The organism is Chromobacterium haemolyticum (assembly GCF_009936155.1).
Classification (GTDB): Bacteria; Pseudomonadota; Gammaproteobacteria; order Burkholderiales; family Chromobacteriaceae; genus Chromobacterium; species Chromobacterium haemolyticum.
On the sequence record NZ_AP019312.1, the window covers coordinates 3,128,919 to 3,154,734 of the forward strand.

The following is a 25,816-nucleotide window of genomic DNA, read 5'->3' on the forward strand; positions in this document are numbered from 1 at the left end:
GCCCCGTCCCGCCTGCCCGCGCAGCCCCGGCTGCCGCACACTGGACCGTAGATTATTTTTAGTACAAGCGCAGCGGCCGCATACCTTGCGGCACGACGCCCAGCGCGACAGCAGCTCGGGCGCGCACACATGACAACAGAGGGTTTATGAATAACGCAGAACAAATCAACAAATGGTTGGACGACAATCGCATCACCGAAGTGGAATGCCTGATCCCGGACATGACCGGGCTCGCCCGCGGCAAAATCGTGCCGCGCCATAAATACAATCCGGCCGAAGGCCTGCGCCTGCCGGAAGCAGTGCTCTCCATGACCGTGACCGGGGACTACCCGGACCAGGACTTCACCTCCATCGCAGATCCCGACATGCGGCTGATTCCGGACGCCAGCACCCTGCGCCCGGTGCCGTGGAACCTGGAACCCACCGCCCAGATCATCCACGACTGCGCCTTCTTCGACGGCCGCCCGGTGGACCTGGCGCCGCGCAACGTGCTCAAGCGCATCCTCAAACTGTACGAAGACGAAGGCCTCAAGGCCGTGGTGGCGCCGGAAATGGAGTTCTATCTGGTGGAAATCCAGCCGGACGAAGACATCCCGCTGCGCCCGCCGGTAGGCCGCACCAAACGCACCGAAGCGGGCATGCAGAGTTTCTCCATCGACGCCGTCAACGAATACGACGGCATCTTCGACGTAATGTACGACTGGTGCGAGGCCCAGGGCCTGGCGCTGGACACCCTGATCCACGAAATGGGCACCGCCCAGATGGAAATCAATCTGGACCACGGCGACCCGCTGGCGCTGGCGGACCAGGTCTTCCTGTTCAAGCGCACCGTGCGCGAAGTGGCGATCCGCAACAATATGTACGCCACCTTCATGGCCAAGCCTATGCAGGGCCAGCCCGGCAGCGCCATGCACCTGCACCAGAGCGTGGTGGACAAGGACAGCGGAAAAAACATCTTCAGCCTGAAGGACGGCCAGCCCTCGCAGAAATTCTTCCATTTCATCGGCGGTCTGCAAAACTATCTACCGCCGGCCATGCCCTTCTTCGCGCCCTATGTGAACTCCTACCGCCGGCTGAGCCGCTACACCTCGGCGCCGATCAACTTGTCCTGGGGCTACGACAACCGCACCTGCGGCCTGCGCGTGCCGCACTCGGACCCTCAGGCGCGGCGGGTGGAAAACCGTCTGGCCGGCGTCGACGTCAACCCCTATCTGGCCATCGCCGCCAGCCTGGCTTGCGGTTACCTGGGCATGAAACAGGGCTTGATGCCGTCCGAACCGCTGACCGGCAGCGCCTACGAGCAGCCTCACCAACTTCCGCGCCACCTGGACGACGCCATCGACATGCTGCTCAAGTGCGAACCGCTGACCAATCTGTTCGGCGAACACTTCATCCGCACCTACAGCGCCATCAAGGAAGCCGAGTACCGGGAGTACTTCGACGTGATCAGCCCGTGGGAGCGTCGCTTCCTGCTGCTGCACGTTTGATCGGCGCTTAGCACGCTTCTTAGAGCCTGTTCTAAAGTCTCGCGAGCAAAGGCGAGACAAGGCGAAAACCGCTGAGAAAGCGGAATGGTCAAATGGTACATGAGCATTTCGAAGCGGCACTCACCGTGTCACGCCTCACGAAGCGCAGCAGATTATGAACAGACTCTTAGGCGCAGAACGCTCGCCGCCGGCCTCTCTTCCAGGCTGGCGGCTTTTCCGCCCCGGCGTCATCAAACTGTGCATTGACAATCCCCAGCCCAGAATATTCAATATGGTTAACCTAGGCCGATAGAGCATTCCATGCACCCAAGCCACCAGCCAGACCCCGTCCGCCCAGCGCCTCGCGCCGGGCTGAGCCTGAGCGAAGCCCTGCGCCAGGTTCAGCGCGACGCCTCCCCCGACAACGACCGCGACTACTGTCGCGCCTTGCACGACTTCGTGCGCGGCCATGTGCGCTTCGGCTTCACCAGCCAGTTTGAAACCGTCACGCCGGAGCGCACGCTGGCCTTGGGACGCGGCCATTGCAACGCTCAGGGCGACTTGCTGCGCGCGCTGCTGACCACCGCCGGCATCCCAGCGCGGCTGCGCTTCGTGCGGCTGGACAAGCGCATCCTCCGCCACGCCGTGCCCGCCCCGGTCTACCTGTGCCTGCCGGAACACCTGTTCCACGGCCTGGTACAAGCGCGGCTGGACGGCCGATGGCTTCACAGCGACAGCTATCTGTTCGATCCCGACGGCTTCGAGCGTCAATACGCGCGCCTGCTCGCCTCCGGCCTGCCGCGCGGCTACGGCCTGCGCCTGGGCGCGGACTACCGTTGGAACGCGGACGCCGACAGTTTCTCCCAAGCCAGCGCCGACGATCTTCACGACGACGACCCGGTCTACGACAGCCTGGCCATCGCGCTGCAGGAAGAAGCCGGCAACAACACCCTGCTGGGTCTGCATTTCAACCAATGGCTGAAACTGGCGCCGCCGCCGCTGCGCCGCCGCGGCGAGCGCTATCTGAACAGCCGGCTGCATCCCGCCGGATAAACGCCGGTGGGCTGTACAAGTCGCCAACGCCGCCTCTATGATGAGGCCCTTCCCTAACAATCAGAACCGCGCCATGATCCGTCGCCTGACTCCCCTGGTGCTCGCCGCCCTGCTCGCCCTGCCCGCCGCCAGCCAGGCGGACGGCCGCTACGACTACCGTCGGTCCCACCCGCCGCGCCAAAGCAGCGAGCACCTGAGCGACAGCGATTTCAACGCCTATAACATCGTTTGCCACCAAGCCGGCCAGGTCGTTGTCAACATCCCCGCCGCCAAGAACATTACCCTGCTGCGCGAGGACGACGATGTCCGAGAAATCCGCTACTTCCCCGGCAGCGACATCCTGAACGAGCAAAAACTGCTGGTACCGCGCAGCCTGGCCTGCCAGCTGCGCCGCAACTGAAGCCGGCCACAAGCGGCGTTCAAGCCCCCGGCTTGCTCGCCCATGTGGCGATGAAGGCCGGCAGATAGCCGTCGATGACGAAGCGCGGATTCGGCTGCATCTCCTCGTGGAAACCCGCCAACAAAAAGCCGGCCTCCAACTGGCCGCCTATCAGCTCGGCCAGGCTATGGCCGAACACCAACGCCTCGCCGCCGGCCCGCTTGGCCGCCAGCGTTTCCGGCTCCAGATCGCGCAGATCGGAATACGGCGCCGGATATCGCGGCCGGATCAGGCCCTGGCGCGCAAGCTCAGGATCGCGGTCGCCGATGAAGGCCGCCGGGTTGAAAAAGCTGCTCAGCAAGCGTCCGCCCGGGCGCAACACCCGGAAGCACTCGCGCCACACCGGACGCACGTCCGGCACGTAGAGATTGGAAATCGGGTGGAACACGCAGTCGAAGCCGGCGTCGGCGAAGCGCGACAGGTCGCGCATATCGCCCCGTTCCGTCGCCAGCGTCAGCCCTTCGCGCCGCGCCACCAGCCGGTCACGCTCCAATTGCTGCTCGGAGGCGTCGAACACCGTGACCACCGCCCCAGCCGCCGCCAATAACGGACCCTGCTGACCGCCGCCGCTGGCCAGGCACAGAATACGCCAGCCAGCCGCCTGATCCAGCCAGCCGGCCGGCAGCGGGCCAGGCGTCAGCCGCGCCTGATGATCGCCCGCGCGCGCCGCGGCGATGGCGGCGGCGTCCACCGGCTGCGACCACGGGCCGGCCTGCTCGGCCAGGCGGTCCCAGGCGGCCTGGTTATGTGAAAAAACATTGAGGGATGCATGTACCGGCATGGGGAGTCCTGTTCTGTTCAGAGAGAAGGAGACACCCAGCCAAAGCCGCGTCCATAGCGAAACGGACGGCCCCGCGAAGGGGCAAAGACGAAGCGGACGACAAAACGAAACGGCAATGCGGCAAACGGCCCAGGCTGGGCAAACGAGTGACGGGCATTACAGCTTCATTCCGGCGCGCTCCTATCGGGAAAGGGGAAGACTCGCGTCCGCAAACGGACGGGCGCCGGCATGGCCGGCGCAGCCGCCATTCTACGCCAGATCAAATTTAAATGACATAGCAATTCCGTAAACCAGGCCATTCAAGCTTTTCGCTCCCCCACTCCTCGGAGACATGATGAAAGCTTGCCTGGCACTCTGCGCCGCGCTGCTGGCCGCCCCCGCGCTCGCCGCCTATCCCGACGACCTCAAGCTGACTACCTGGAACGCCATGCTGCTGCCGCAGTCGCTCTATCCCAACTACGGCCAGGAACAACGCGCGCGTCTGATCGCCGCCGCGCCCATCCTGCAGCAGCAGGATGTGGCGGTGTTTCAGGAGCTTCAGGACAACAGCAGTTCCGAAGCGCTGCTGCAAGGCCTGAAAACGCGCTTCCCGCACCAAACCCCGGTGATAGGCCGCAGCCAAAGCGGCTGGGACGGCACCGAAGGCTGGGACGGCGCCAGGCCGGAAGACGGCGGCGTCGCCATCGTCAGCCGCTGGCCCATCGTGGAAAAGCGGCAGTATTTGTTCCGCAACGCCGGCTGCAGCTGGGATCAATACGCGCTCAAGGGCTTCGCCTACGCCAAGCTGCAAGTGGGCGGCCAGTACTATCACGTGCTGGGCACTCATCTTCAATCGGAGGACAGCGGCTGCAAAGACCACGCCGCCGTGCGCCAGGCCCAGCTGCGCGAAATTGCCGACTGGCTGCGCGCGCGGCGGCTGCCCAAGGACGAAATGGTATTGATTGCCGGCGATATGAACGTGGACCGCCGCAAGCCGGCGGAATACCGCGCGATGCTGGACATCCTGCAAGCCAATGAACCCCGCTACGCCGGCGTCAGCGACAGCTTCGACACCGCGCGCAACGGTCTGGCGCTGGAACGCTACGGCGCGCGCGGCGGCGACGTACCGGAGTACCTGGACTACGTCCTGACGCTGAAGGCCCACCGCCAGCCGGCGGCCTGGCACAATCTGGCGCTGGACGCGCCGTCGCCGCAGTGGACGGTGCAATCCGTCGGCAAGCACACCTACGCCTATACCGACTACAGCGACCACTACCCGGTGCAGGCCTTCGCCTGGGCCGACGCCGCCACGCCCACCCAGTCATTTACCGACCAGGCCGGCAGCTACCGCCAAGTGGGCTTGCAAAACCTGGGCAACGGCCAATGGCTGCAAAGCGCCGCCGCCAACGACGGCTGGCTGAAGACCGGCCCCGGCAACGCCTCCGCCGCCCGCTTCAATCTATCCAACAACTTCGCCATGCGCGACAACGGCTGCCTGCGCTCCGGCGACTATCTGCGGGTGGAGCGGGCGGACCGGCCCGGCTGGTTCTGGACCTGGTGGGGCGGCCTGGACGCCAATCAATACGCCTATTACACCAAGCAAGGCCCGCTCAATGCCTCCTCGGAGCTGCGCTTGCAGATCCAGGATCGGCCGGACGGCTGCCTGCGGGACGGCGATATTATCAGCTTCAAGGACTGGGCGAGGCAGAACGACTACTACTTGACCGCCTGGAACGGCGGCGCCCACGATGGACAACTGTATTTATGGCAGCCCAATATCGGCCCGCGAGAACGCTTCCGCGTCAGCATCACGCGCCAGCCGCAGCGGCAGGATTGGAAGGCGCAGTTGCTTTATAAAAACAGCAAGCGCTGATTGAGAACCACGGATAGCGGGCGGCTCGCGCCGCCCGCTTTTCACTGCTTACCAGGCCAGGAACAGCAAGGACGCACCCAGCAGCAGGCACAAGGGGGAATAGAAACGAGTGTCGTTGCGGGCGAAGCGGCTATCACGCACGCTCTTGAACAAGCCCACGTAGCGGAATTCGCCGATGCCGCGCAACAGCAATGCGGCCGCCAGCGCCAGCAAGCCCCAGCGCACGGTCTCCATTTGCCAGAAGCGGGTCAGATGACCATGCAGCGCAACCGCCACTGCCGACAAGGCCAGCATGCCGGCCACCGCGAAAGTGCCGCCGCGGGAAGGCTGGAACAAGGGCTTGCCGTCCACCTCGGGCACCGCCGCGCCCATTCCAACGGTGCCGCCCAGGGCCCAGTAGCAATGGATCAGACTGATAATCAGAAAAACAGTAATCAAAAACAGGCTCAGCATAAGCAGGTTCCCTTTCTAATTAAATGTTTATCGGAAGTTCAACCTCCCTTTGATTATAACACAATCCCATCTGCATTGATTTTCAGCCAAAAAACGGCAACGCCCGGCAAAATCGCGCCCATCTCACTGATGGCGCGCTGAGTGAATTCTGCAAGCCGCGATCCGGCTTTTTGACGACAGTAGCGGGGTCAAATCACTCCATGCCTTCCACTTGAAAGCCGACCCCATGCCAAACATCGCCGCCCACAGCGCCACTCGCCCTCTCGCCGCTCCCGCAGCCTTGCCGACTGCCCGCGCCGCCGCCGCTCAGCCACAATTAGGCCTGGGCCGCTGCTTGACCGGCGCCTCGAATCGCTGCGCCGCCGCGCCGGACCGCCCGCAAACCACGCAAGGGCCCGTGCCGCAGCAAGCCCGTTTCCAGTCGCTGCTGTTCCGGGTGGCCAACGGCGTGGTCAACGCCTCCCCGGCGCGCCAGGACCAAGCGGTGGCGCTCTACGGCCTGAGTCACGCTCAAATGCAGCTAGGCGATTTCGTGTGTGGCGAACTGGACATGCAAAACGTCGCCACCATCGCCACTTACAATAAGCAGCTGGACATCGTGCATTACAGCCGCGACTACACCATGTCTTACTTCTCGCCTCGCGAGCTGATCCAGGAATTCAGCCGCCACATCAGCGACGCCGCCGCCGGCAAGCTGGTCAAGCGCGCGCGGCAGCCGGCCGCCCCCATCCTCCAGGCCTGGGCCGACTATCTGGGCGCCCATCACACACGGCTAGACCCGTTTATCCGGCTCAACGCGCTACTGGCCAACGTGCCGCCGGAGGAGCGCTCCGCCGTGGCCACCCGCTTTGTGTTGAAAAACACCAGCGGCGACTGCCGCACGGAAACCACGGTCAACAACCTGTTCCATCTGGTGCATGCCTGCGGCTGCAAAAACGCCGACGACGTCGTCGCCGCGCTCGGCAAGCTCACGCTGGATCGGCACGACCTGCTGGACCTGTCCGAACTTTTCATCAAGCACTTCTTCCGCAACTCCAGCAAACTAGGCCTGGAATTCTTCGCCAAACAAGGCGCGGAAATCGCCTTTGCCTGGAACGACGCCGGCCGCGGCAAGATGGACCTCGAAGCGATACGGCAAAAACCCTGGCAAGAACAGCAGCGCCGCTTCCAGCACAGCTACGAGCCGATCACCTACTCCGAAGTCCGTTCCGTGCTGCGCCAGCCCGAACTATTCGACGGCAAAGTCTCTAAAGTGTATTTCGCCGACGACGGCGTGGAACTGGCCGGCTCCCCCGCCTCCGAGCAATGGGTGGCGCTGACGCGCCCCATCGCCGCGCAGCGCCACTAAACAAGGCCGCATAAGACAACAGCCCCCGGAGCGCAAGCGCCGGGGGCTGTTTTCAGATCAAGCGTTCTCGCCGCTTACTGCGCGTCCGCCTGGATCGCGGTCAGGGCGATGGTGTAGACGATGTCGTCCACCAGCGCGCCGCGCGACAGATCGTTGACCGGCTTGCGCAGGCCTTGCAGCATCGGGCCCACCGACACCACGCCGGCGGAGCGCTGCACCGCCTTGTAAGTGGTGTTGCCGGTGTTCAGGTCCGGGAACACGAAGACATTGGCGCGGCCGGCCACTTCGCTGTCCGGCGCCTTTTGGCGGCCCACGGATTCCACGCTGGCGGCGTCGTACTGCATCGGGCCGTCAATCATCAGATCCGGGCGCTTTTCCTTGGCGATGCGGGTGGCTTCGCGCACTTTCTCCACGTCCGAACCGCTGCCGGAAGTGCCGGTGGAGTAAGAGATCATCGCCACGCGCGGGCTCAGGCCGAAGGCGCGAGCGGAATCGGCGGACTGGATGGCGATATCCGCCAGCTGTTCCGCGTTCGGGTCCGGGTTCACCGCGCAGTCGCCGTACACCAGCACTTGATCCGGCATCAACATGAAGAAGATGCTGGACACGATGCTCGCGCCCGGCGCGGTCTTGATCAGTTGCAGCGCCGGACGGATGGTGTTGGCGGTGGTGTGCACCGCGCCGGACACCAGGCCGTCCACCTCGTTCAGGGCCAGCATCATGGTGCCGATCACCACGCTGTCTTCCAACTGTTCCGCCGCCTGCGGCGCGGTCAGGCCCTTGCTCTTGCGCATTTCCATCATCGGCGCCACATAGCGGCCGGCGGCCTCTTTCGGGGCCAGGATTTCAATGTCGGCCGGCAGGGTTACGCCCTGGGCTTCCGCCACTTGGCGGATGCGTTCCGGTTCGCCGATCAGCACGCAGCGGGCGATGCCCTTTTCATGGCAGATGGCGGCGGCCTGGATGGTGCGCGGCTCGTCGCCTTCCGGCAGTACGATGCGCTTTTGCGAGCGGCGCGCGCTCTCGATCAGACGATGACGGAAGGCCGGCGGCGGCAGGCGCACTTCGCGCGGCTCGCCGATCTTCTGCACCAGCACCGCGGTGTCGATGCGCTCGGCCACGAAGTCTATCATCGCCTGCATGCGCTCGGCGTCTTCCATCGCCACGTGACGGTCCAGATTGGCCAGCATGGTGCTGGTCTCATAGGTGTCGCGCTCGGTGGACAGAATGGTCAGGCCGGCTTGGCGCGCGGACTGGATCAGCGGCAGGATGCTGCCGGACACCGGTTCGCCGCAGGTCAGCAGCAGGCCGGCCAGCGGCACGCCGCGCAGCATGGCCAGCGAGGTGGCCAACACCACGTCGCTGCGGTCGCCCGGCGTCACCACCAGGGTGCCCGGCAGCAGGCGTTCGGCCATCTTCTCCACAGTGCGGGCCGCCACCACGGTTTCGCGCATGCGCGCTTGCTCGATCTGGCCGGCGTGTTCAATCTTCAAGCCCAGCGCGCTGACCACGTCCAACACGCGCGGCGCGTCCAGTTTGGCGTCGTAAGGCACGCAACCCAGCAGCGGCGTGGCGCAGCCCTGCGCCGCCAGCTCGGCGCGCAGGCCGGCCAGATTGCCGCACTCCGCGCCGCGGTTCAGCAGCAGGCCGGCCAGTTTGCCGTTGCCGTCTGCGCCAAACTGACGCTGCACCAGTTGCACGCATTCGGCGATGTCGCGCGCGCCGCGGCCGGCGCCGGACAGCACCAGCAACAGTTCCGCGGACAGGCTGCCGGCCATTTCCGCGTTCAGGCGGATGGCGGTTTGCGCGTCGCTGTCCGGCACCAGGCCTTCAACGATCAGCACATCGTGATTGTCCCGCGCCTGTTCCGCCAGGCGCACCACGTCTTCCATCAAGGTGGCCAGCTCGCCTTCGCGCAGCATGGCTTGAGCGCGGGCAAACGGGATGGACGCCGGCGCGTCGATATTGCACAGCTGACGGGCAAAGTGGCTGGACAGCTCGGCGCCCACGCTGGCGGGCTGCGCGATGGGCTTGACGAAGCCCACCTTGATGCCGTCGCGCTCCAGCGCGTGCACCAGGCCCAGGGTCATGGAGGTCAGCCCGGCGTCCGAACCATAGGAAGCCAGGAAAAACACTCGTTTCGGTTGTTGCGATGTCATGAGTTTTGCTTTCGACGCGCGCGCCGCCGCAAGGCGGCCCGGCGTTCAGAATCAGGCGGCGGCCGACGGAGCGCCGGCCGCGCGATACAGACGCGGCTTGCGCCGCGAGGTCCTATCAGATACCGGCCAGGTCGGCGGTATCCTTGGCGATCATCCACTCTTCGTTGGTGGCCATCACCAGCGCGGTGGTGCTGCCCGGCTGGCTGATCACGCCGGTGTTGCCGCGCACGGCGCGCTCGTTGGCGGCCGCGTCCACGGCGAAGCCCAGCACCTTCATGTGGTTCAGGGTCTTCTCGCGCAGCAGGCTGGAGTTTTCACCGATGCCGCCGGTGAACACCAGGGCGTCGATGCGGTCCAGCGAGGTGGCCAGGCCGCCCAGCAGACGGGCCAGACGGTGAGCGAACATGTCCAGCGCCAGTTGCGCGTCCACATTGCCTTCCGCCGCCGCTTCTTCCAGAGCGCGACAGTCGCTGGACACGCCGGAAATGCCCAGCAGGCCGCTCTGCTTGTTCAGCAGATTGTCGATGCCGTCCAGATCCAGGCCTTCCTTGCGGGCGATGAAGGTCACCGCGGCCGGGTCGATATCGCCGGAACGGGTGCCCATGATCAGGCCTTCCAGCGGGGTCATGCCCATGGTGGTGTCCATGCACTTGCCGTTCTTCACCGCGGAAGCGGAAGCGCCATTGCCCAGGTGGGCGATCAGGATGCCGTGGTTGGCCGGATCCAGCTTCAGCTCGGCCACGGTTTCGCCGGCGATGAAGCGGTGGCTGGTGCCGTGCATGCCGTAGCGGCGCACGCCGTATTCTTTGTAGAAGCGTTGCGGCACGGCGTACATATAGGCCGGCTTGGGCATGGTCTGATGGAAGGCAGTGTCGAACACCACAACCTGCGGCAGCTTGGGGAAGGCTTTCTGCGCGGCGCGGATGCCCACCAAGTGGCCCGGGTTGTGCAGCGGCGCCAGCGCGCAGCATTCTTCGATGCCGGCCAGCACTTCGTCGGTGATCAGCGCGGACGCCTGGAAGCGCTCGCCGCCGTGAACGATGCGGTGGCCGATGGCAACCACGCTGTCCAGCCACTCATGCTCGCCCATGAAACGGGTCAGCGCTTCCATCGCCTCGGCGTGGCTGCCGCCGTTCAGCGACTCCGTCTTCTTGCCTTCCGCGGTTTTGAAAATGATGCGCGAATCCGCCAGGCCCAGGCACTCGGCCAGGCCGGACAGCAGCGGCTCGCTGGAGCCCTTGGGCAGCAGCGCGAACTTCAGCGAGGAACTGCCGCAGTTGATCACCAGAATTTCAGAAGATTTCGTCATAATATATCAGCGATTCATGATAAATAATTCGATAAACAAGCAGCGCCGCTCCGGGCGACGCTGCCAGCCAAAAACCACAGGCCGGAAGGCGATCAAGTCACCTTCAAACCTTTACAGGAAAACAACTCGCGGGCACGTTTGACCTGCTCCGGCGTGGGAATCGGCGTATCCGCCAACTGGTATTCCATGCCCAGCTTCTGCCACTTGTCCATGCCCAACTGATGGAAGGGCAACACCTCAACCCGCTCCACCACACTGCCCAGGCCGGCGACGAAATCCGCCAGCCTGCTAATGTCCTCGTCGCCGTCGGTCAAACCCGGCACCAGCACGTAACGCACCCACATTTTCTTGCCCAGGCGTTGCAGGCGACGGGCAAAGTCCAGCGTCGGCTGCAAGGGCTGGCCGGTCAGCGCGTGATAGCGCTCCGGGTCCGAATGCTTGATGTCCAGCATCACCAGGTCCACCGCGTCGAACCACTCGTCGCTCACCCGCTCGTGCAAAAAGCCCTGAGTATCCAAAGCCGTGTGCAGGCCGAAGCGGCGCTTGGCCTCGCGGAACAGCTCGCCCACGAAACCGTCCTGCATCAGCGGCTCGCCGCCGGACACCGTCACGCCGCCGGCGAACTTCAAAAAGCGCGCGTACGGCTCCAGCTCCGCCATCGCCTGCTCCACCGTGACCTGGCGGCCGTTGTGCAGCTTCCAGGTATCCGGGTTATGGCAGTATAGGCAGCGGAACTGGCAGCCCGAGGTGAAGAAGACAAAGCGCATGCCAGGCCCGTCCACCCCGGCCCCGCTCTCCGTGGAATGCAGGTAACCCACCACGGATTCGGGAGACATGGCGTGTTCTTGCGGGACCGTGTCCACGGCGGTTTGGGTATCTGGCATGCGTTTGTGCTCCTAATGGCCAACAGAGGCCGGCCCTTAAACAGGCCGCCTTTTAAAGCATAGTGCGCGGTTCCGAACGGGGGATATCCCCAAACGCCAGAGCCGAACACAAATGTTATTTTACGAACACATTTTATATTCTAAAACGAAAATATGTGTTTGATACAGGTCAAAAGCGTACATTGTGATGTGCGCACGCCACATCGCCCCGCACACCCTACCCGGCAAACCCTTGATTTACGTGGAGTTCTAGTTAAAACAGTCGTTAGTTTTACCTTGCACTGCAATATTTCCGCTCGTTCGCGAACATCGTCATAACACGTCAACAGCATAAACCGGAACCGGCACAGGCCCATCCGCGGCTGAGCTGGATCAAGGCTGGCCGGGCATCGCCGGCAAACATGGCCCAATTTTGCAAATGTCATTTCCGGCAACTATCATGCCAAAGGGATTCCACACCCTCGGTAAACCGCCATGACCGCACTGCGCCTCGCCCTCAAAAGTGTCATCGAATATCCGCTGCCCGCCTCCAGCCAAACCCATGAAGTGGCCGCCATCGGGCCGGACTTGCTGCTGATCTCCCAGCAGCCCTCCGGCGCGCTGGTCAAAATGCGGGTGGACCCTCACAGCGGCCAGCCGCGCGCCTCCGTCTCCCACGTCATCGACAACCCGTTTTCCGGCCTGCACGGGCTAACCGTCTCCAAAACCCACCCCGGTTGCCTGTGGGTGACGCTGCAATTCCAGTCCGAGCTGTTGCTGATAGACCCGATAGCGTCTGACCTCACCGCGCCGCCAAAAATCCTCAAGCGGGTGCCGCTGCCTCAACCGGCGCGCGGCCCGCATGTGGTGGCGGAAGACGGCGATATCCTGTGGACCTCCTGCAAAGACAGCCGCCACGTTGTGCGCGTAGACAGCCTCAAGCCCGCGGACGCCACCCTCTACCCCTGCCCGCCGCGGCCCATCTTCGTCCAGCTCCACCCGGACAGCGGCGACGTTTACGCCACGCTGGACCAATCCAGCCAGCTCTACCGCATCCCGGCCAACGGCGACGCGCCGGCCGCCATTGAAATCCCCGCCGAACACGGCAACACCCCGGTGGGCATGGTGCCGGGGCCGGACGGCAACCTGTGGTTCGCGCTGCTGGGCAACGCCTCCGGCGGCAACGGCGGCTTCGGCCGCGTGCTGGCCGGTGGCGAGATCGAATGGTTCCAGCTGACCACCGCCCCGGCCGCAGGCGCCGGCTTCATCCACCTGGGTTTCCCGCCTGCCGCCGGCCCGGAGCCGCGGCTCTACCTGCTGGCCTCGTCCATGGCCAGCGCCAACGCCCTCAACGGCGTGGTGCAAGTGAAGATGAACGCGGACTACAGCCGCGTGGAAGCGCAACAAACCATCGCCTTCCCCACCCAGCACAGCATGAGCCACCGCGTGCTCAGCACCGCGCACGGCTTGTACGCCACCGAACTGGGCGCCTGCTGCCTGGCCCATCTGCGCCCGGCGGACAACCGCTATGGCGAAGGCGTCAATGAAATGGCCGACCCCTATTCGCTGTGGGGCTGCGGCATACCAGAGGGAGAAGTGCGTTATCCGGGAGCGCACCGGGAGGAATAGGGTTTGGCGGGGGCGCTTGGGTGTTGAATCCGCAGCGCGGAAGATAGGCGGGGTGAAGCGCAGTGATACCCGCCTCTGCCCGGTTTGAAAGCACACGCGGCGCAGAGTCCGCGTGGGATCGCCTACGGCCCCCCCACCCTACGCCGCCGGCCATCATGGATCAGGACTCGCTCACCAGCAGGTCTTCATAGAAAGCGCCAAACTCGCCGGACGGATCGGCAATCTGAATTTCCAGAATCCACAAACCGGTGTCTGGGCATTGAGCAAAATCGCCCAGGCTGCCGGCCTTGTAGATGGAGTGTGGAAAGTCCGATACCCGGTGGCCCTTGATGTCCAGGTTCAGCCGCCAGCCCATTGCCTCGGCGCGCTCCGCCGCGTACTGGTACAAGGCCGGGCCGGCCAACCGCTCGCGCCGCCACTTGTCCGCCACCTCCCGCCACAGCTGGCGCGCCGCCTCGGCACAGGCCTGCTTGCGCGCATTATCGCCGGTGGTGAAAGTATCGCCGGCGTCGCCCTCGTGGCCGTCCCAGACTATGCCCAGATCAATGAAGAAGATGTCGTCGTCCAGCAGCACATTGTCCGGGTCGATCTGCTGCTTGAAGATTTTCAGCGTGCTGCGGCCAAAGCGGACGATGATGCCGTGCCAGATGCGGTCCATGCCCATGCTTTCCAGCTCAGCCTTGGCCAAATCCTTGGCCTGCTGTTCGGTCATGCCGGGGCGGATCTGCCCGGCGATGCGCCGCACCGCCGCCATGGTTTTGTCGCGGGCGGCGATCATTTTGTCCAGGGAGAAAGCGCTGCCCACCGCTTCCGGAGGGAGAGAGACTGAGGTCATAAGGAATGCCCTATCTTGAGGTAAAGATAAAGAGACGAAATGGGCAGTGGATTATACTGCAACACAGTGGAATCATGACATTCAAATCACAAACCAAATCAGTCCGCCCGCCTCTGCAAAGTTGTGCACGATCTTTTGCCAGCCTTTTGGGCACAGCCCACAAACCCGAAGAAAACCACGTATCCGACGCGCCCCTACTCCCTTCAAGCCTGCCGATGGGTGGCAGGCCCGAGGTCTTAAGCGGCTGCTTGTTCGAGCGCCGCGACGTTAGCGCGGCGCGAGTTCAGCCGCGCCTCGGGCCTGACGGGACCCGGCGGGAAGCCGTAGGCCAGGCTTGCAGGGCGGCCTTTGGGGTGAAGGGGAATTTGGCCGAGCAAATTCCCCTTCCTGCCCGCCGGGCGGAACCGGCCCTAAATCATCATCCGCGCAGCGGATTCAAGCCCACGCTAGCTTGACCCTGCCACCCCACTCGGTAACAATCGCCGGGTGCTGTTATTCGCGGCACCGGGATTGGCGTCCCGTTCGAAACAGGGGGATGAAGGCGCGTCTGCGCCTTCATCCGTACCCGCTTTGCGTCTGTACTTCATGCATGACTGGCGGGTGCGTGGTGGGAGAGTGCCTAGCGCTCGCCGATTCCTTGTTTCTCGGTACGCCAATCCTGTCACGCGCCTGCCTATACCTACCCAACGACTCACAGGCAGGTGGTTTATCTTGTGTCACCGCAGGAGAAACACCATGTCGAAAACCTTTCCCATTCGCCGTCGCTACCGCCAAGCCTCAATGGAAGCGCGCGAAGCCCTGCTCCCCTTCGTGTCCCGACGCCCGGGACGGCCGCAAGCCGATTACTGGCAAATGCCGGCCGCCCATCCGGACTACGCCGCCGACTGCGCCTACGGCCGCGAATGCGGCGCTCACTTCGTCCAATGGCTGAAGGACAACCCCGGCTACCGCGGCCAAAGCCTGCTGGCGCGCATCACCCGCGACATCGACTTCCGCAAGCCGGAGCAGCTCGGCTACCGAGTGGGCTTCTTCAACTATCTGGAAGCCATGCTCACGCTGGCCGCGCGCAAGGTGGACGTGTTCGAGCATGTTGACGAACTGCACCGCCAGCAACAGGCGCAGGTCAAACGCAAAACCATGGAAAACCGCTCGGTGCGGAAGATAGAGAAGAAGTAAGGAAGGACCAAACCCCGGCTTTGGCCGGGGTTTGGTTTGAGAGTGGGGTTATTGTAGATAATGGGTGGTTAGTTCATGCTGCTTATACCCCATTTCTGACATTCCCCTCACTTGACTCACAGTTGCAAACCAGACGTTGATACTACCCAGCACGTACATTTTCTCCTCACGCCACATCTGGTCATTAAACGTTGACCATCACAACTGCCCCTTTCAAAATCCCAACTTGGGCACTCGCAGCAGGAATACCATCAACCACCTTCAAAGTATGCGGCAATGTATATTTATTCGGACCATACTGAAAAACAACAACACCATCTGATGGGAACTTCAAATCTTTCACTCGATAGTTGCCATCATCCAATTTTAGTGCACTCACTGCAGAAGCCGCACCAGTTCTGCCTTTCCCTGTGGCTGCGCCTGCTTTCTTAGCCTTATAGAACTGTTGTTTGCGCTTTTCGAAAACTTCCAACAGAGCAGCGGTCTTTTCCGGAATCATATGATCATTTATTCCGAACTTGACTTCAGACAAAGCTACAAGTGCCTCGCTCGCCGCAGCATCAAACTCTGCATTTATTCTTTCAAGGAGCTTAAGAATCGCGCCATCTGACAGCTTATCCTTCGCATTCAAACTGATTCCAAGTGCTGTTTTGACCAATAGCGCCAAATGATAAGAAAGCCGCCCCACTTTATTTTTTATCGCAATATCTTTACACTTTGCAACAATCACGTGGGATACAAAATACAACCCCGGATGGTGTGCTTCATCGAACACTAATGTTGTAGACTCACTGTTATAATCCCGAAGAATTTGTCCATAATAGAAATGGACTTTGTGTGGTTGCTCAAGAGCTACGGAAACGAAAGACTTGATAAGCAGAGGCGCGGACACCACCTCACTTCGATTAACCGTATCGTCGTCGTCATACTGATGTGGCCGGCGCTCATAAAAAAAACGGTGGCCGTATTTGTTCATCGCACGGAAGAAATCTTCTAATTGGCGATGGTAAGGTTTGATCGTCGCAAACGCCTCTCGTAAAACGATAGATTGACTGTTGGTCGCTTTGATTACGCTACTAGATAGATCAACATCGTCGGTCTCAATGAGCTTAACTGTCAGATACATATCTTGGGTTACATGGTCACGATTATTGAAGAGTACGTGGCTCGTCTGGCAACCATTCACCACTTGGAACCCCGATATCTCAAATCGATCCCCCGACGGAACCACTTTTCGGGCAACAAGAGTGACACCATTGTTTAAGACAGAAAACAGGTTTCGCTGTGATGGACTCTTGATTGTTCCCTCAATATCTTTATTAACAGAGTTTTCAGACCCTAAAAAATCGCGCACATTATCATAGAACAATCCCTTATTGATATTGCCATCTTGATTTTTGAGCAGTTCAATGTAATCTAAACAGCTCGACACCCCCAGATAAGCGGCTGTCGCAGACTCCAATTTCGGAAGCGCAACATGGCGTTGAAACATCAGACTTTTTGTAGTACGATTTAGACTCTCTTTGTAAAGGCTTGCCAGTTCAGTTGCACCGATAACCTTGCTAGTCACCTTTGAAAACCTGTAAGGCAGAGATCTGATTTGCTCTATAAGCGAATTGATCTGAGTACTTAAAAGTGAATTCACTTCACCATCACCAGTGTAGACATAGTGTAGACGCAACTCTGGTGAAGAGCGAAACTTAGCCGCCTTTGAATAAACATGCTCTTTTATTAAAAAAGCATTTTTCAACTCATCCGGCTGACTTTCCAAACTTTCAGTAAAAAACACAAAGACGGTTTGCAAAAACTTCAGATAGTCGCCCAAATCCAAACTCGACGACGTCTTTGCTTGAATAAAACTAAAGCTTGACTCAAATTGCCCCGCAGTAAGTGATTTAGCCGCCTCGGTGGAATATACTAATATATCACTTACAGCGATGGCAACCGCATCCACACCGACGCAATCTCCTGTTCCAACGGATTCAATCTCAAACGAATCATGGTAGTCGTTTGCTAATATTGAATGCGTCGTAAATTTCTCGAAGCTTAGAGACTCAGAGCCACTAAGCGAGTTTTTGTTAGAAAATTCACGAAGCATGCTTGTTAGCGTAATATTATTCAAGATTCCCCCTTAGGATTAATTTCACTATCAGCCGGTACGTAAGGTGCACCACGCAATAAAATATTGACCAGAACCAAAACACGACATCGCCCGGCAGATGTTTTGAACAGCGCACTTCGAAATAGATATGCGCAAACTTCCTGCACTAGGCGTCAGCAAAGATAAAACCTCCCAGTAACACTACTCCCTCCTCGCCTTCTCAATCCCCGCAATATCAATCTTCACCATCCCCATCATCGCGTCGAACACCCGCTTGGCGGCGGCGCGGTCTGGATCAGCCAGCGCCTCGGTCAACACGCGCGGCGTGATTTGCCAGCTTAAGCCCCATTTATCCTTGCACCAGCCGCAGGCGCTAGCCTGGCCTCCATTGCCGACAATGGCCTGCCACAGGCGGTCGGTTTCGGCCTGGTCTTCGGTGGCGACTTGAAAGGAGAAGGCTTCGCTGTGCTGGAAAGTGGAGCCGCCATTGAGCCCCAGGCAAGGGATGCCCAACACGGTGAATTCCACGGTGAGCACATCGCCTTCCTTGCCGGCCGGGTAATCGCCGGGCGCGCGCAGCACCGCGCCAACGCGGCTATCCGGGAAGGTGGCGGCATAGAAGCGCGCGGCGTCTTCGGCGTCGCCGTCGTACCACAGGCAGATAGTGTTTTTGTGCATGGTCCCCTCCTCCGGCGCGCTTAGGCTGTGCAGGCACCCAGAAAGAATGACGTATAAATGAAACCACTTTATAGCACATGGGCATTTTTTGCGGCATTGATCCAAAACAGCCGCGCATAAAAAAAGCCTCCCCTAAGGGAGGCTTGGCGCTGTGCCGGCTGGCCGTCGCGGTGGCCAGCGGCGTTGCGCTTACATGCTGCCGTGGAAGGTGCGGTTGATCACGTCCAGCTGTTGCTCGCGCGTCAGCTTGACGAAGTTCACCGCATAGCCGGACACGCGGATGGTCAGTTGCGGGTACAGCTCCGGGTGTTCCATCGCGTCCATCAGGGTTTCGCGCTTGAACACGTTGACGTTGACGTGGAAACCGCCGGCGTCGGAGAAGCCGTCCAGGCAGTTGGCCAGGTTGGCTACGCGTTCTTCTTCGCTATGGCCCAGTGCGTCCGGGGTGGCGGAGGCGGTCCAGCTGATGCCGTCCAGCGCGGCTTCATACGGCAGCTTGGCTACCGATGCGCCCGCGGCGACAAAGCCTTTCACGTCGCGGCCGTTCATCGGGTTGGCGCCCGGGGCGAACGGTTCGCCGGCGCGGCGGCCGCACGGGGTGTTGCCGGTTTTCTTGCCGTACACCACGTTGGAGGTGATGGTGAGCACGGATTGAGTCGGCATGGCGTTGCGGTAGAAGTGCGGCTGGGCCTTGATCTTCTCCATGAAGGTTTCGGTCAGCCATACCGCGATGCTGTCGGCGCGGTCGTCGTTGTTGCCGTAAGCCGGGTAGTCGCCTTCGATCTTGTAGTCCACCGCCAGGCCCGCTTCGTTGCGGATGATGTGCACTTTGGCGTATTTGATGGCGGACAGGGAGTCGGCGGCCACGGACAGGCCGGCGATGCCGCAAGCCATGGTGCGCAGAATGTCGCGGTCGTGCAGCGCCATTTCGATGCGTTCGTAGGCGTACTTGTCGTGCATGTAGTGGATGCAGTTCAGCGCCTTGACGTAAGTCGCGGCCAGCCAGTCCATCAGCAGGTCGAACTTGGGCATCAGTTCTTCGTAGGTCAGCACGTCGCTCTTGATCGGCTCGAAGCCCTTGGCCACTTGCACGCCGGATTTTTCATCCACGCCGCCGTTGATGGCGTAGAGCATGGCTTTGGCCAGGTTGGCGCGGGCGCCGAAGAACTGCATTTGCTTGCCGATGCGCATCGCGGACACGCAGCAGGCGATGCCGTAGTCGTCGCCCCAGTGCGGACGCATCAGGTCGTCGTTTTCGTACTGGATGGAGCTGGTGTCGATGGACACTTTGGCGCAGAAGTCTTTGAAGCCGCGCGGCAGCTGGGTGGACCACAACACGGTCAGGTTGGGTTCCGGCGCCGGGCCCAGGTTGTACAGGGTGTTGAGGAAGCGGAAGCTGTTCTTGCTCACCAGGGTGCGGCCGTCCTCGCCCATGCCGCCGATGGATTCGGTCACCCAAGTCGGGTCGCCAGAGAACAGTTGGTCGTATTCCGGGGTGCGCAGGAAGCGCACGATGCGCAGCTTGATCACCAGGTCGTCGATCATTTCCTGGGCTTGTTCTTCAGTCAGCGCGCCGGAGGCCAGATCGCGCTCGATGTAGACGTCCAGGAAGGTGGCGACGCGGCCGAAGGACATGGCGGCGCCGTTTTGTTCTTTCACGGCGGCCAGGTAAGCAAAGTAAGTCCACTGCACCGCTTCGCGGGCGTTGACGGCCGGGCGGCTGATGTCGAAGCCGTACTTGGCGGCCATCTGCTTCAGTTCGTCCAGCGCGCGGAATTGTTCCGACAGTTCTTCGCGCAGGCGCAGCACGTCTTCGTTGAAAACGGCGTCGTCCAGCTCATGGAATACTTTTTGGCGTTCGGCGCGCAGGAAGTCGGTGCCGTACAGGGCCACGCGGCGGTAGTCGCCGATGATGCGGCCGCGGCCGTAGGCGTCCGGCAGGCCGGTGATCACGCCGGATTTGCGCGCGGCCATGATGTCCGGGGTGTAGGTGTCGAACACGCCCTGGTTGTGGCTCTTGCGGTAGTGGGTCCACACGTCCTTGATGACCGGGTCCAGCTTGAAGCCAAAGGCTTCCAGGCCGTTCTCAACCATGCGCAGGCCGCCGTTGGGCATGATGGCGCGCTTGAGTGGCGCATCGGTTTGCAGGCCGACGATGACTTCGCTGGCTTGGTCGATGTAGCCGGCGTCATGCGCAGTGATGGAGCTGCCGCGGTCCGCGGATACATCCAGCACGCCACGGGCGCGTTCTTCTTTCAGCAACTCGCTCAGGGTGTCCCACAGCTTTTGGGTGCGCGCGGTAGCGGGCGCCAGGAAGCTGGCGTCGCCTTCATACGGCTTGTAGTTCAGCTGGATGAAGTTGCGGACATCCACCTTGCTTTGCCATTCACCACCGGTGAAATCGCGCCAGGGGTTGGCTTGAGTCGCGTCACGATTCAGAGCATCCATGTGTGCCTCCTAGTAACTATCAGTAAATGTTGAGTACTGAACATATTGTACATTCGGTTTCGAAAAAAATCGTTTGATCAAGATCAACTGCCGCAGACTAAAACGCGGTGGCCGCCACCGCCGCCCTGCTGGCAAAACCTCACAAAAAACACTTTATTTTCAATGCCATGCAAAACCAAATCAATACGCTGGCATTGTAGCCGGCGCATTACATTCGAAAACGAACATCAAACACTGGTTCCGAGCGCCGTCGCGGCCGGTTTTGCGGCTTCGCGCCGCGCCGGCAGGGTGTGGCGCTCCAGCAGGTAAACCACCAGGCCCACGCCCAGCGCGCCGCCGGCGATATTGCCCAAGGTGGCCGGAATCATATTGTGCAGGATGGCGGCGGCGTCCAGGCCTTGCATGCCGTGCAGCAGGGCCAGCGAGAAGAAGGCCATATTGGCGATGCTGTGCTCAAAGCCGGAGAAGAAGAACACGAAGACCAGCAGCAGGATCATCAGCATCTTGGCGGCGTCCCCGGCCATGCGCAGCGGCACCCACACCGCCAGACAGATCACCCAGTTGCACAGCGCGCCCTTCCAGAAGATTTCCCAGCCGCCGGCGTGCACTTTGTGCGCGGCCACGTTGAACAGCAGGTGGTCGGCCGGCAGGCTGCCCATGCCGCCTGCTCCGGCGAACACCGCGGTGAACAACAGCACACCCAGCAGATTGCCCAGGTAGACCATGGCCCAGCTGCGCAGCAGGTTGCACACGCGGCAATCGCCGCTAAGCACGCCCACGCTGAAATACATCACATTGCTGGTGAACAGTTCCAGCTTGCAGACGATGATGCTGACCAGGGCCACGCCAAAGAAGCCGGCCACGGCGATGTAGTAGCCGGGGGAGCCGACGGCGAAGAAGACCTGGCCCAGCTTGAGGCTGACGCTGAGCACGACAGCGATCAGCGCGCCGGCCATGCCGGCGCTCAATAGATAGCGTCCGGGGTGCTGGCGCAGCACGGTCTGTTTGGAGGCGGCTTCAGCCGCGACGTAGGCGAGTGTGGAGGCGTGGTTCATGTTTTTCATTTCGCGAGCTTGGGCAGAGCCGCCTGCGTGCGGGTCAACCTTATTAGGAAGCCTATCAACTGACTATGCCGTCTCTAAGGCTGCCCGGCGGAGAGGCCGGCTCAAGCCCAGTTGCTGCAATGCCTTTGTTGGCTGCCTGGGTGGTTGGTTCCCACGCGAACGGGTGCACGGATTGTTGGTTCACGAAAATTTTATGTTCGGAATGCTTCATTCTTGTTTGATAACCATCAAACCTAGGTCTTTCCGTCGCGCGCTCGGATTCACAACTTTCACACCTCATATTCGCCGCATCCGTTTTGACTACTCAGGACTCAGGTGTGATGCCGCTTTTTCCAGAAAGAGGCCGTCGCCCGCATAACAGGCGCGATAACAAACACAAAAAATACATTGAAAATCATTAGCATAGATACAAAACGAATGTTTGAAAGCCGTAGTCATGTTAGAAAACAACCAAATATTGTTCGTTTTGAAATATTTTTGTTCGTTTTCGAACATATTTTATGCCTTAAATTTCATATTTTCATACTTCCCAGAGCGCCGCCAGCTTTGCTGATATAGTGGCTCCCCTATGGAGGCACAGGCCATTCCGCTGCTTGCAAGCCCCCGCCCCCAAACCCTCCCCTCTAAGCAAAACCCCAACATACCCTTTAATAGTCAATGACTTAAATAAGAAAACACAAACACACCCCCAGTTTGAACAGACAACAGCGAGGCAGCCTACGCGCAAGAGCGGATATGCCATTCCGGTGTTCGAAAACGACAAAGCTAGCTCGAACAAGCTGTTGCAACGGCAATTTTTCGACACAGCCTGCTCGAATCCATTCAGACATGAAAAGCAAAACAACACGAAAGCAAGACAAATCGAAAATTGGCACACTTTTGAATAGATCCGTTTTTCTTGAAACAATCATTCATCAAACACGATTTTGAGCAATTTAATGCCAATAAAACCAAATTATCATGTTATTTGTAAGTCATGGGTTCTAAATAGTATTTGTTCGGATGTTCGTTTTGCTTCAAAATAAAGTTGATTAGAATCAACTGATGTTCTGAAATGTGTAACCACCGCAGTACAACTGCCTATACCATGCACATCAATGAAAGCCGGCAATCACTAATCAGCGGTTCCAGCTACTGACCAAAAGTCTAGCAAGAGATGAAAACGACGCGCCGCCGAACGACGCGCCAAAACGATTACCCCATTTGTCTTTAATGAAGGCCAATATCATGTCTCAAGCCGTTTCCACCCCCCTGCCCAAATCAGGCGCTTCGTCCTCCTGGACCAAGCAAGATACCGTCTGGATGTTGGGCCTGTACGGCACCGCCATTGGCGCCGGCACCCTGTTCCTGCCCATCAACGCCGGCATCGGCGGCCTGTGGCCGTTGATCGTCATGGCGCTGCTGGCCCTGCCGCTGACCTTTTTCGCTCACCGCGGCCTCACCCGTTTCGTGCTGTCCAGCTCCAAGCCGGGCGCGGACATCACTGAAGTAGTGGAAGAGCACTTCGGCGTGGGCGCCGGCAAGCTGATTACCCTGCTGTACTTCTTCGCCATCTACCCCATCTTGTTGGTGTACAGCGTGGCCATCACCAACACCGTGCAGTCCTTCATGGTCAACCAGTTGGGCGTATCCGCTCCGCCGCGCGCCATTCTGTCGCTGATCCTGATTCTGGGTCTGATGGCCATCGTGCGCCTGGGCGAGAAGATGATCGTCAAGGCCATGAGCGTGCTGGTTTACCCCTTTGTCGCCTGCCTGATGCTGCTGGCCCTGTACCTGGTTCCGGAATGGAACGGCGCGGCCATCCAGCAAGCCGGCAGCCTGGGAGACGCCCTGTCCCACGGCGCGTTCTACAAAACGCTGTGGCTGGCCATCCCGGTAATGGTGTTCTCCTTCAACCACTCGCCCATCATTTCTTCCTTCTCCGTTGACCAGCAGAAGCTGCATGGCGACGCCGCGGAACCGGCCGCCGGCCGCGTGCTGATCCGCGCTCACGTCATGATGGTGCTGTCCGTGATGTTCTTCGTGTTCAGCTGTGTATTCAGTCTGTCCCCGGCCGACCTGGCCGCCGCCAAAGCGCAGAACATTTCCATCCTGTCTTACCTGGCCAACCACTTCCGCAACCCGGTGATTGAATGGGTGGCTCCGCTGATCGCCATCGTCGCTATCAGCAAGTCCTTCCTGGGTCACTACCTGGGCGCGAAAGAAGGCTTCAACGGCCTGGTGATCAAGCAGCTGCGCCAGAACGGCAAGTCCATCGAGACCGCCAAGCTGGACCGCTTCACCGCCGTGTTCATGATCATCACCACCTGGGCCGTGGCCACGTTCAACCCCAGCATCCTGGGCATGATCGAAACCCTGGGCGGCCCGGTCATCGCGATGCTGCTGTTCCTGATGCCGATGTACGCCATCGCCAAAGTGCCGTCCATGAAGAAATACTCCGGCGCCGCCAGCAACATCTTCGTGGTTCTGATTGGCCTGATCGCCATCTCCGCCATCTTCTACGATCTGTTCGCCTGATCGCACTCCTCTGACAGCCCGGCCGGTCACGGCCGGCCGGGTTCCTCAGCATCAAGCCAAGAGGTAACCAATCATGTTCAGCATGACTGATATCTACAAAATCGGCGTCGGCCCCTCCAGCTCTCACACCGTCGGCCCGATGAAGGCCGGCCACCAGTTCCTGGGCTCGCTCAAGGAAACCGGCTGCTTCAACCAAGTCACCCATGTCCACGTTGATTGCTACGGCTCGCTGGCCCTGACCGGCAAGGGCCATTGCACCGACCACGCCATCATCCTGGGCCTGGCCGGCAACCTGCCGGACACCGTGGACCCGGAACAAACCCCGGCCTTGATAGCCGATGTGGAAAAAACCCACCAACTGACGCTGGGCCGCACCCATCAGCGCGTGGGCTTCGATATGGACTTCCACACCGCCAACCTGCCGATGCACGAAAACGGCATGCAGATCCACGCCTTTGTTGGCGACGAATGCGTGCTGACCAAGACTTACTATTCGATCGGCGGCGGCTTCATCGTGGACGAGGAGCATTTCAACCAAAGCTCCTGCAGCGACACGCCGGTGCCTTATCACTTCCTCAGCGCGCAGCAGATGATGGATATGTGCGAGGAAACCGGCCTGTCCATTTCCGCGCTGGTGATGGAGAACGAAAAAGCTTTCCATGAGGTCAAGGACGTTCAGCAGCATTTCTCCAAAGTGTGGGATGTGATGAAGACCAGCATTGACCGCGGCATGCGCACCGAGGGCAATCTGCCCGGCCCGATGCGGATTCCGCGCCGCGCGCCGGCGCTGCACCGCATGCTGACCAGCTCCTTGCAAGTGGCCAAGGACCCGATGAGCGTGATGGACTGGGTCAATATGTACGCGATGGCGATGTCGGAAGAAAACGCGGCCGGCGGCCGCGTGGTCACCGCGCCCACCAACGGCGCCTGCGGCATCGTGCCGGCGGTGCTGGCCTACTACAACCACTTCATCCAGCCGCTGGATGAGGACAGTTGCCTGCGCTTCTTCCTGTCTTCCGGCGCCATCGGCTGCCTGTTCAAGCTGAACGCGTCGATCTCCGGCGCGGAAGTGGGCTGTCAGGGCGAGGTGGGCGTGGCTTGTTCCATGGCCGCGGCCGGCCTGACCGAGCTGATGGGCGGCAGCCCGTCCCAAGTGTGCATGGCGGCGGAAATCGCCATGGAACACAACCTGGGCCTGACTTGCGACCCGGTGGGCGGTCAGGTGCAGATTCCCTGCATCGAGCGCAACGCCATCGCCGCGGTCAAGGCCATCAACGCCGCGCGCATGGCCATGCACCGCGTCAGCAGCCCCAAGGTGTCGCTGGACAAGGTGATCGCCGCCATGTACGAAACCGGCAAGGACATGGACGCCAAGTACCGTGAAACCTCCTGCGGCGGCCTGGCCCTGCAGATCGTGACCGAAAACAAGGTTGTGCCAACCCAGGCCATCCGCTGGGTGGACGACGCGGCCTGAGCTTAGGCCTGACGTCAAAAGACAACGCCGCCGGGGCAAACGGGCGGCGTTTTTTTACGCTGCGGCTCAGAACCTGTTTACGATCTGCTGCGCGTCGGCGGGATGGATAGAAATGGGCGTTGAAACCAAGCTCAGTGCTCATGTACCACGTGTACATTCCGCTTTTTCGCT

The 25,816-nt window shown here is 60.7% G+C and carries 19 protein-coding genes; 9 read left to right on the forward strand and 10 right to left on the reverse strand.

Annotated features, from left to right (window positions below; all coding sequences use genetic code 11):
* The first annotated feature begins 146 nt into the window (after nt 1-146).
* The 3 genes from GYH29_RS14285 to GYH29_RS14295 all read left to right on the forward strand — a co-directional run bounded on the left by GYH29_RS14285 (nt 147) and on the right by GYH29_RS14295 (nt 2,919).
* Nucleotides 147-1,487 (forward strand): glutamine synthetase family protein, encoded by a 1,341-nt coding sequence (locus tag GYH29_RS14285; RefSeq protein WP_019103796.1) that lies wholly within the window; start codon nt 147-149, stop codon nt 1,485-1,487.
* Between the two features lie 300 nt (nt 1,488-1,787).
* Complete coding sequence (locus GYH29_RS14290; RefSeq protein ID WP_161523995.1) at nt 1,788-2,519, forward strand: transglutaminase-like domain-containing protein; 732 nt, start codon at nt 1,788-1,790, stop codon at nt 2,517-2,519.
* Between the two features lie 73 nt (nt 2,520-2,592).
* Nucleotides 2,593-2,919, forward strand: coding sequence for a hypothetical protein (locus GYH29_RS14295; RefSeq protein ID WP_019103794.1), 327 nt, complete (start codon nt 2,593-2,595; stop codon nt 2,917-2,919).
* Between the two features lie 19 nt (nt 2,920-2,938).
* Here GYH29_RS14295 and GYH29_RS14300 read toward each other — a convergent pair whose 3' ends face one another.
* Nucleotides 2,939-3,739 carry a class I SAM-dependent methyltransferase gene (locus tag GYH29_RS14300; protein WP_043594381.1) on the reverse strand — a complete coding sequence of 267 codons (801 nt, stop codon included), beginning with the start codon at nt 3,737-3,739 and terminating at the stop codon, nt 2,939-2,941.
* A 331-nt stretch (nt 3,740-4,070) separates the two neighbouring features.
* On the opposite strand from GYH29_RS14300, the gene sph reads away from it, so the two are divergent.
* On the forward strand, nt 4,071-5,591 hold the full coding sequence (gene sph, locus GYH29_RS14305) for a sphingomyelin phosphodiesterase (RefSeq protein WP_161523996.1): 1,521 nt from the start codon (nt 4,071-4,073) through the stop codon (nt 5,589-5,591).
* Nucleotides 5,592-5,639: 48 nt separating this feature from the next.
* Here sph and GYH29_RS14310 read toward each other — a convergent pair whose 3' ends face one another.
* Nucleotides 5,640-6,044, reverse strand: coding sequence for a DUF3995 domain-containing protein (locus GYH29_RS14310; protein WP_019100685.1), 405 nt, complete (start codon nt 6,042-6,044; stop codon nt 5,640-5,642).
* A gap of 226 nt (nt 6,045-6,270) precedes the next feature.
* Here GYH29_RS14310 and GYH29_RS14315 point away from each other — a divergent pair, with 226 nt between their 5' ends.
* Nucleotides 6,271-7,392 carry a hypothetical protein gene (locus GYH29_RS14315; protein ID WP_161523997.1) on the forward strand — a complete coding sequence of 374 codons (1,122 nt, stop codon included), beginning with the start codon at nt 6,271-6,273 and terminating at the stop codon, nt 7,390-7,392.
* A 74-nt stretch (nt 7,393-7,466) separates the two neighbouring features.
* Here GYH29_RS14315 and pta read toward each other — a convergent pair whose 3' ends face one another.
* The 3 genes from pta to pflA form a co-directional block, all read right to left on the reverse strand.
* On the reverse strand, nt 7,467-9,551 hold the full coding sequence (gene pta / locus GYH29_RS14320; RefSeq protein ID WP_019100687.1) for a phosphate acetyltransferase: 2,085 nt from the start codon (nt 9,549-9,551) through the stop codon (nt 7,467-7,469).
* Between the two features lie 115 nt (nt 9,552-9,666).
* On the reverse strand, nt 9,667-10,860 hold the full coding sequence (locus tag GYH29_RS14325) for an acetate/propionate family kinase (protein WP_019100688.1): 1,194 nt from the start codon (nt 10,858-10,860) through the stop codon (nt 9,667-9,669).
* Nucleotides 10,861-10,952: 92 nt separating this feature from the next.
* Nucleotides 10,953-11,744 carry a pyruvate formate-lyase-activating protein gene (gene pflA, locus GYH29_RS14330; protein ID WP_019100689.1) on the reverse strand — a complete coding sequence of 264 codons (792 nt, stop codon included), beginning with the start codon at nt 11,742-11,744 and terminating at the stop codon, nt 10,953-10,955.
* Between the two features lie 474 nt (nt 11,745-12,218).
* On the opposite strand from pflA, the gene GYH29_RS14335 reads away from it, so the two are divergent.
* Entirely contained in the window at nt 12,219-13,352 is a 1,134-nt protein-coding gene (locus tag GYH29_RS14335; protein ID WP_161523998.1) for a Vgb family protein, read from the forward strand.
* Between the two features lie 160 nt (nt 13,353-13,512).
* Here the strand turns inward: GYH29_RS14335 and GYH29_RS14340 are convergent, their stop codons facing one another.
* Entirely contained in the window at nt 13,513-14,187 is a 675-nt protein-coding gene (locus GYH29_RS14340; protein ID WP_161523999.1) for a M24 family metallopeptidase, read from the reverse strand.
* A 735-nt stretch (nt 14,188-14,922) separates the two neighbouring features.
* On the opposite strand from GYH29_RS14340, the gene GYH29_RS14345 reads away from it, so the two are divergent.
* Entirely contained in the window at nt 14,923-15,363 is a 441-nt protein-coding gene (locus GYH29_RS14345) for a hypothetical protein (RefSeq protein ID WP_161524000.1), read from the forward strand.
* 184 nt (nt 15,364-15,547) lie between these two features.
* Here GYH29_RS14345 and GYH29_RS14350 read toward each other — a convergent pair whose 3' ends face one another.
* The 4 genes from GYH29_RS14350 to GYH29_RS14365 all read right to left on the reverse strand — a co-directional run bounded on the left by GYH29_RS14350 (nt 15,548) and on the right by GYH29_RS14365 (nt 21,645).
* Nucleotides 15,548-17,485, reverse strand: coding sequence for an AIPR family protein (locus GYH29_RS14350; RefSeq protein WP_161524001.1), 1,938 nt, complete (start codon nt 17,483-17,485; stop codon nt 15,548-15,550).
* A gap of 180 nt (nt 17,486-17,665) precedes the next feature.
* A complete protein-coding gene (locus GYH29_RS14355) occupies nt 17,666-18,142 on the reverse strand; it encodes a VOC family protein (RefSeq protein WP_161524002.1) in 477 nt (158 codons plus the stop codon).
* A 189-nt stretch (nt 18,143-18,331) separates the two neighbouring features.
* The gene (gene pflB / locus GYH29_RS14360) at nt 18,332-20,590 is read right to left on the reverse strand and encodes a formate C-acetyltransferase (RefSeq protein ID WP_019102858.1); all 2,259 of its coding nucleotides are present in this window, start codon (nt 20,588-20,590) and stop codon (nt 18,332-18,334) included.
* Between the two features lie 227 nt (nt 20,591-20,817).
* Nucleotides 20,818-21,645, reverse strand: a complete 828-nt coding sequence (locus tag GYH29_RS14365) for a formate/nitrite transporter family protein (protein WP_019102857.1) — start codon at nt 21,643-21,645, stop codon at nt 20,818-20,820.
* A 1,236-nt stretch (nt 21,646-22,881) separates the two neighbouring features.
* Between GYH29_RS14365 and GYH29_RS14370 the strand changes: the two genes are divergently transcribed.
* Nucleotides 22,882-24,171, forward strand: coding sequence for an HAAAP family serine/threonine permease (locus GYH29_RS14370; RefSeq protein ID WP_039755723.1), 1,290 nt, complete (start codon nt 22,882-22,884; stop codon nt 24,169-24,171).
* Nucleotides 24,172-24,244: 73 nt separating this feature from the next.
* Nucleotides 24,245-25,645, forward strand: a complete 1,401-nt coding sequence (locus tag GYH29_RS14375) for an L-serine ammonia-lyase (protein ID WP_161524003.1) — start codon at nt 24,245-24,247, stop codon at nt 25,643-25,645.
* Nucleotides 25,646-25,816 lie beyond the last annotated feature (171 nt).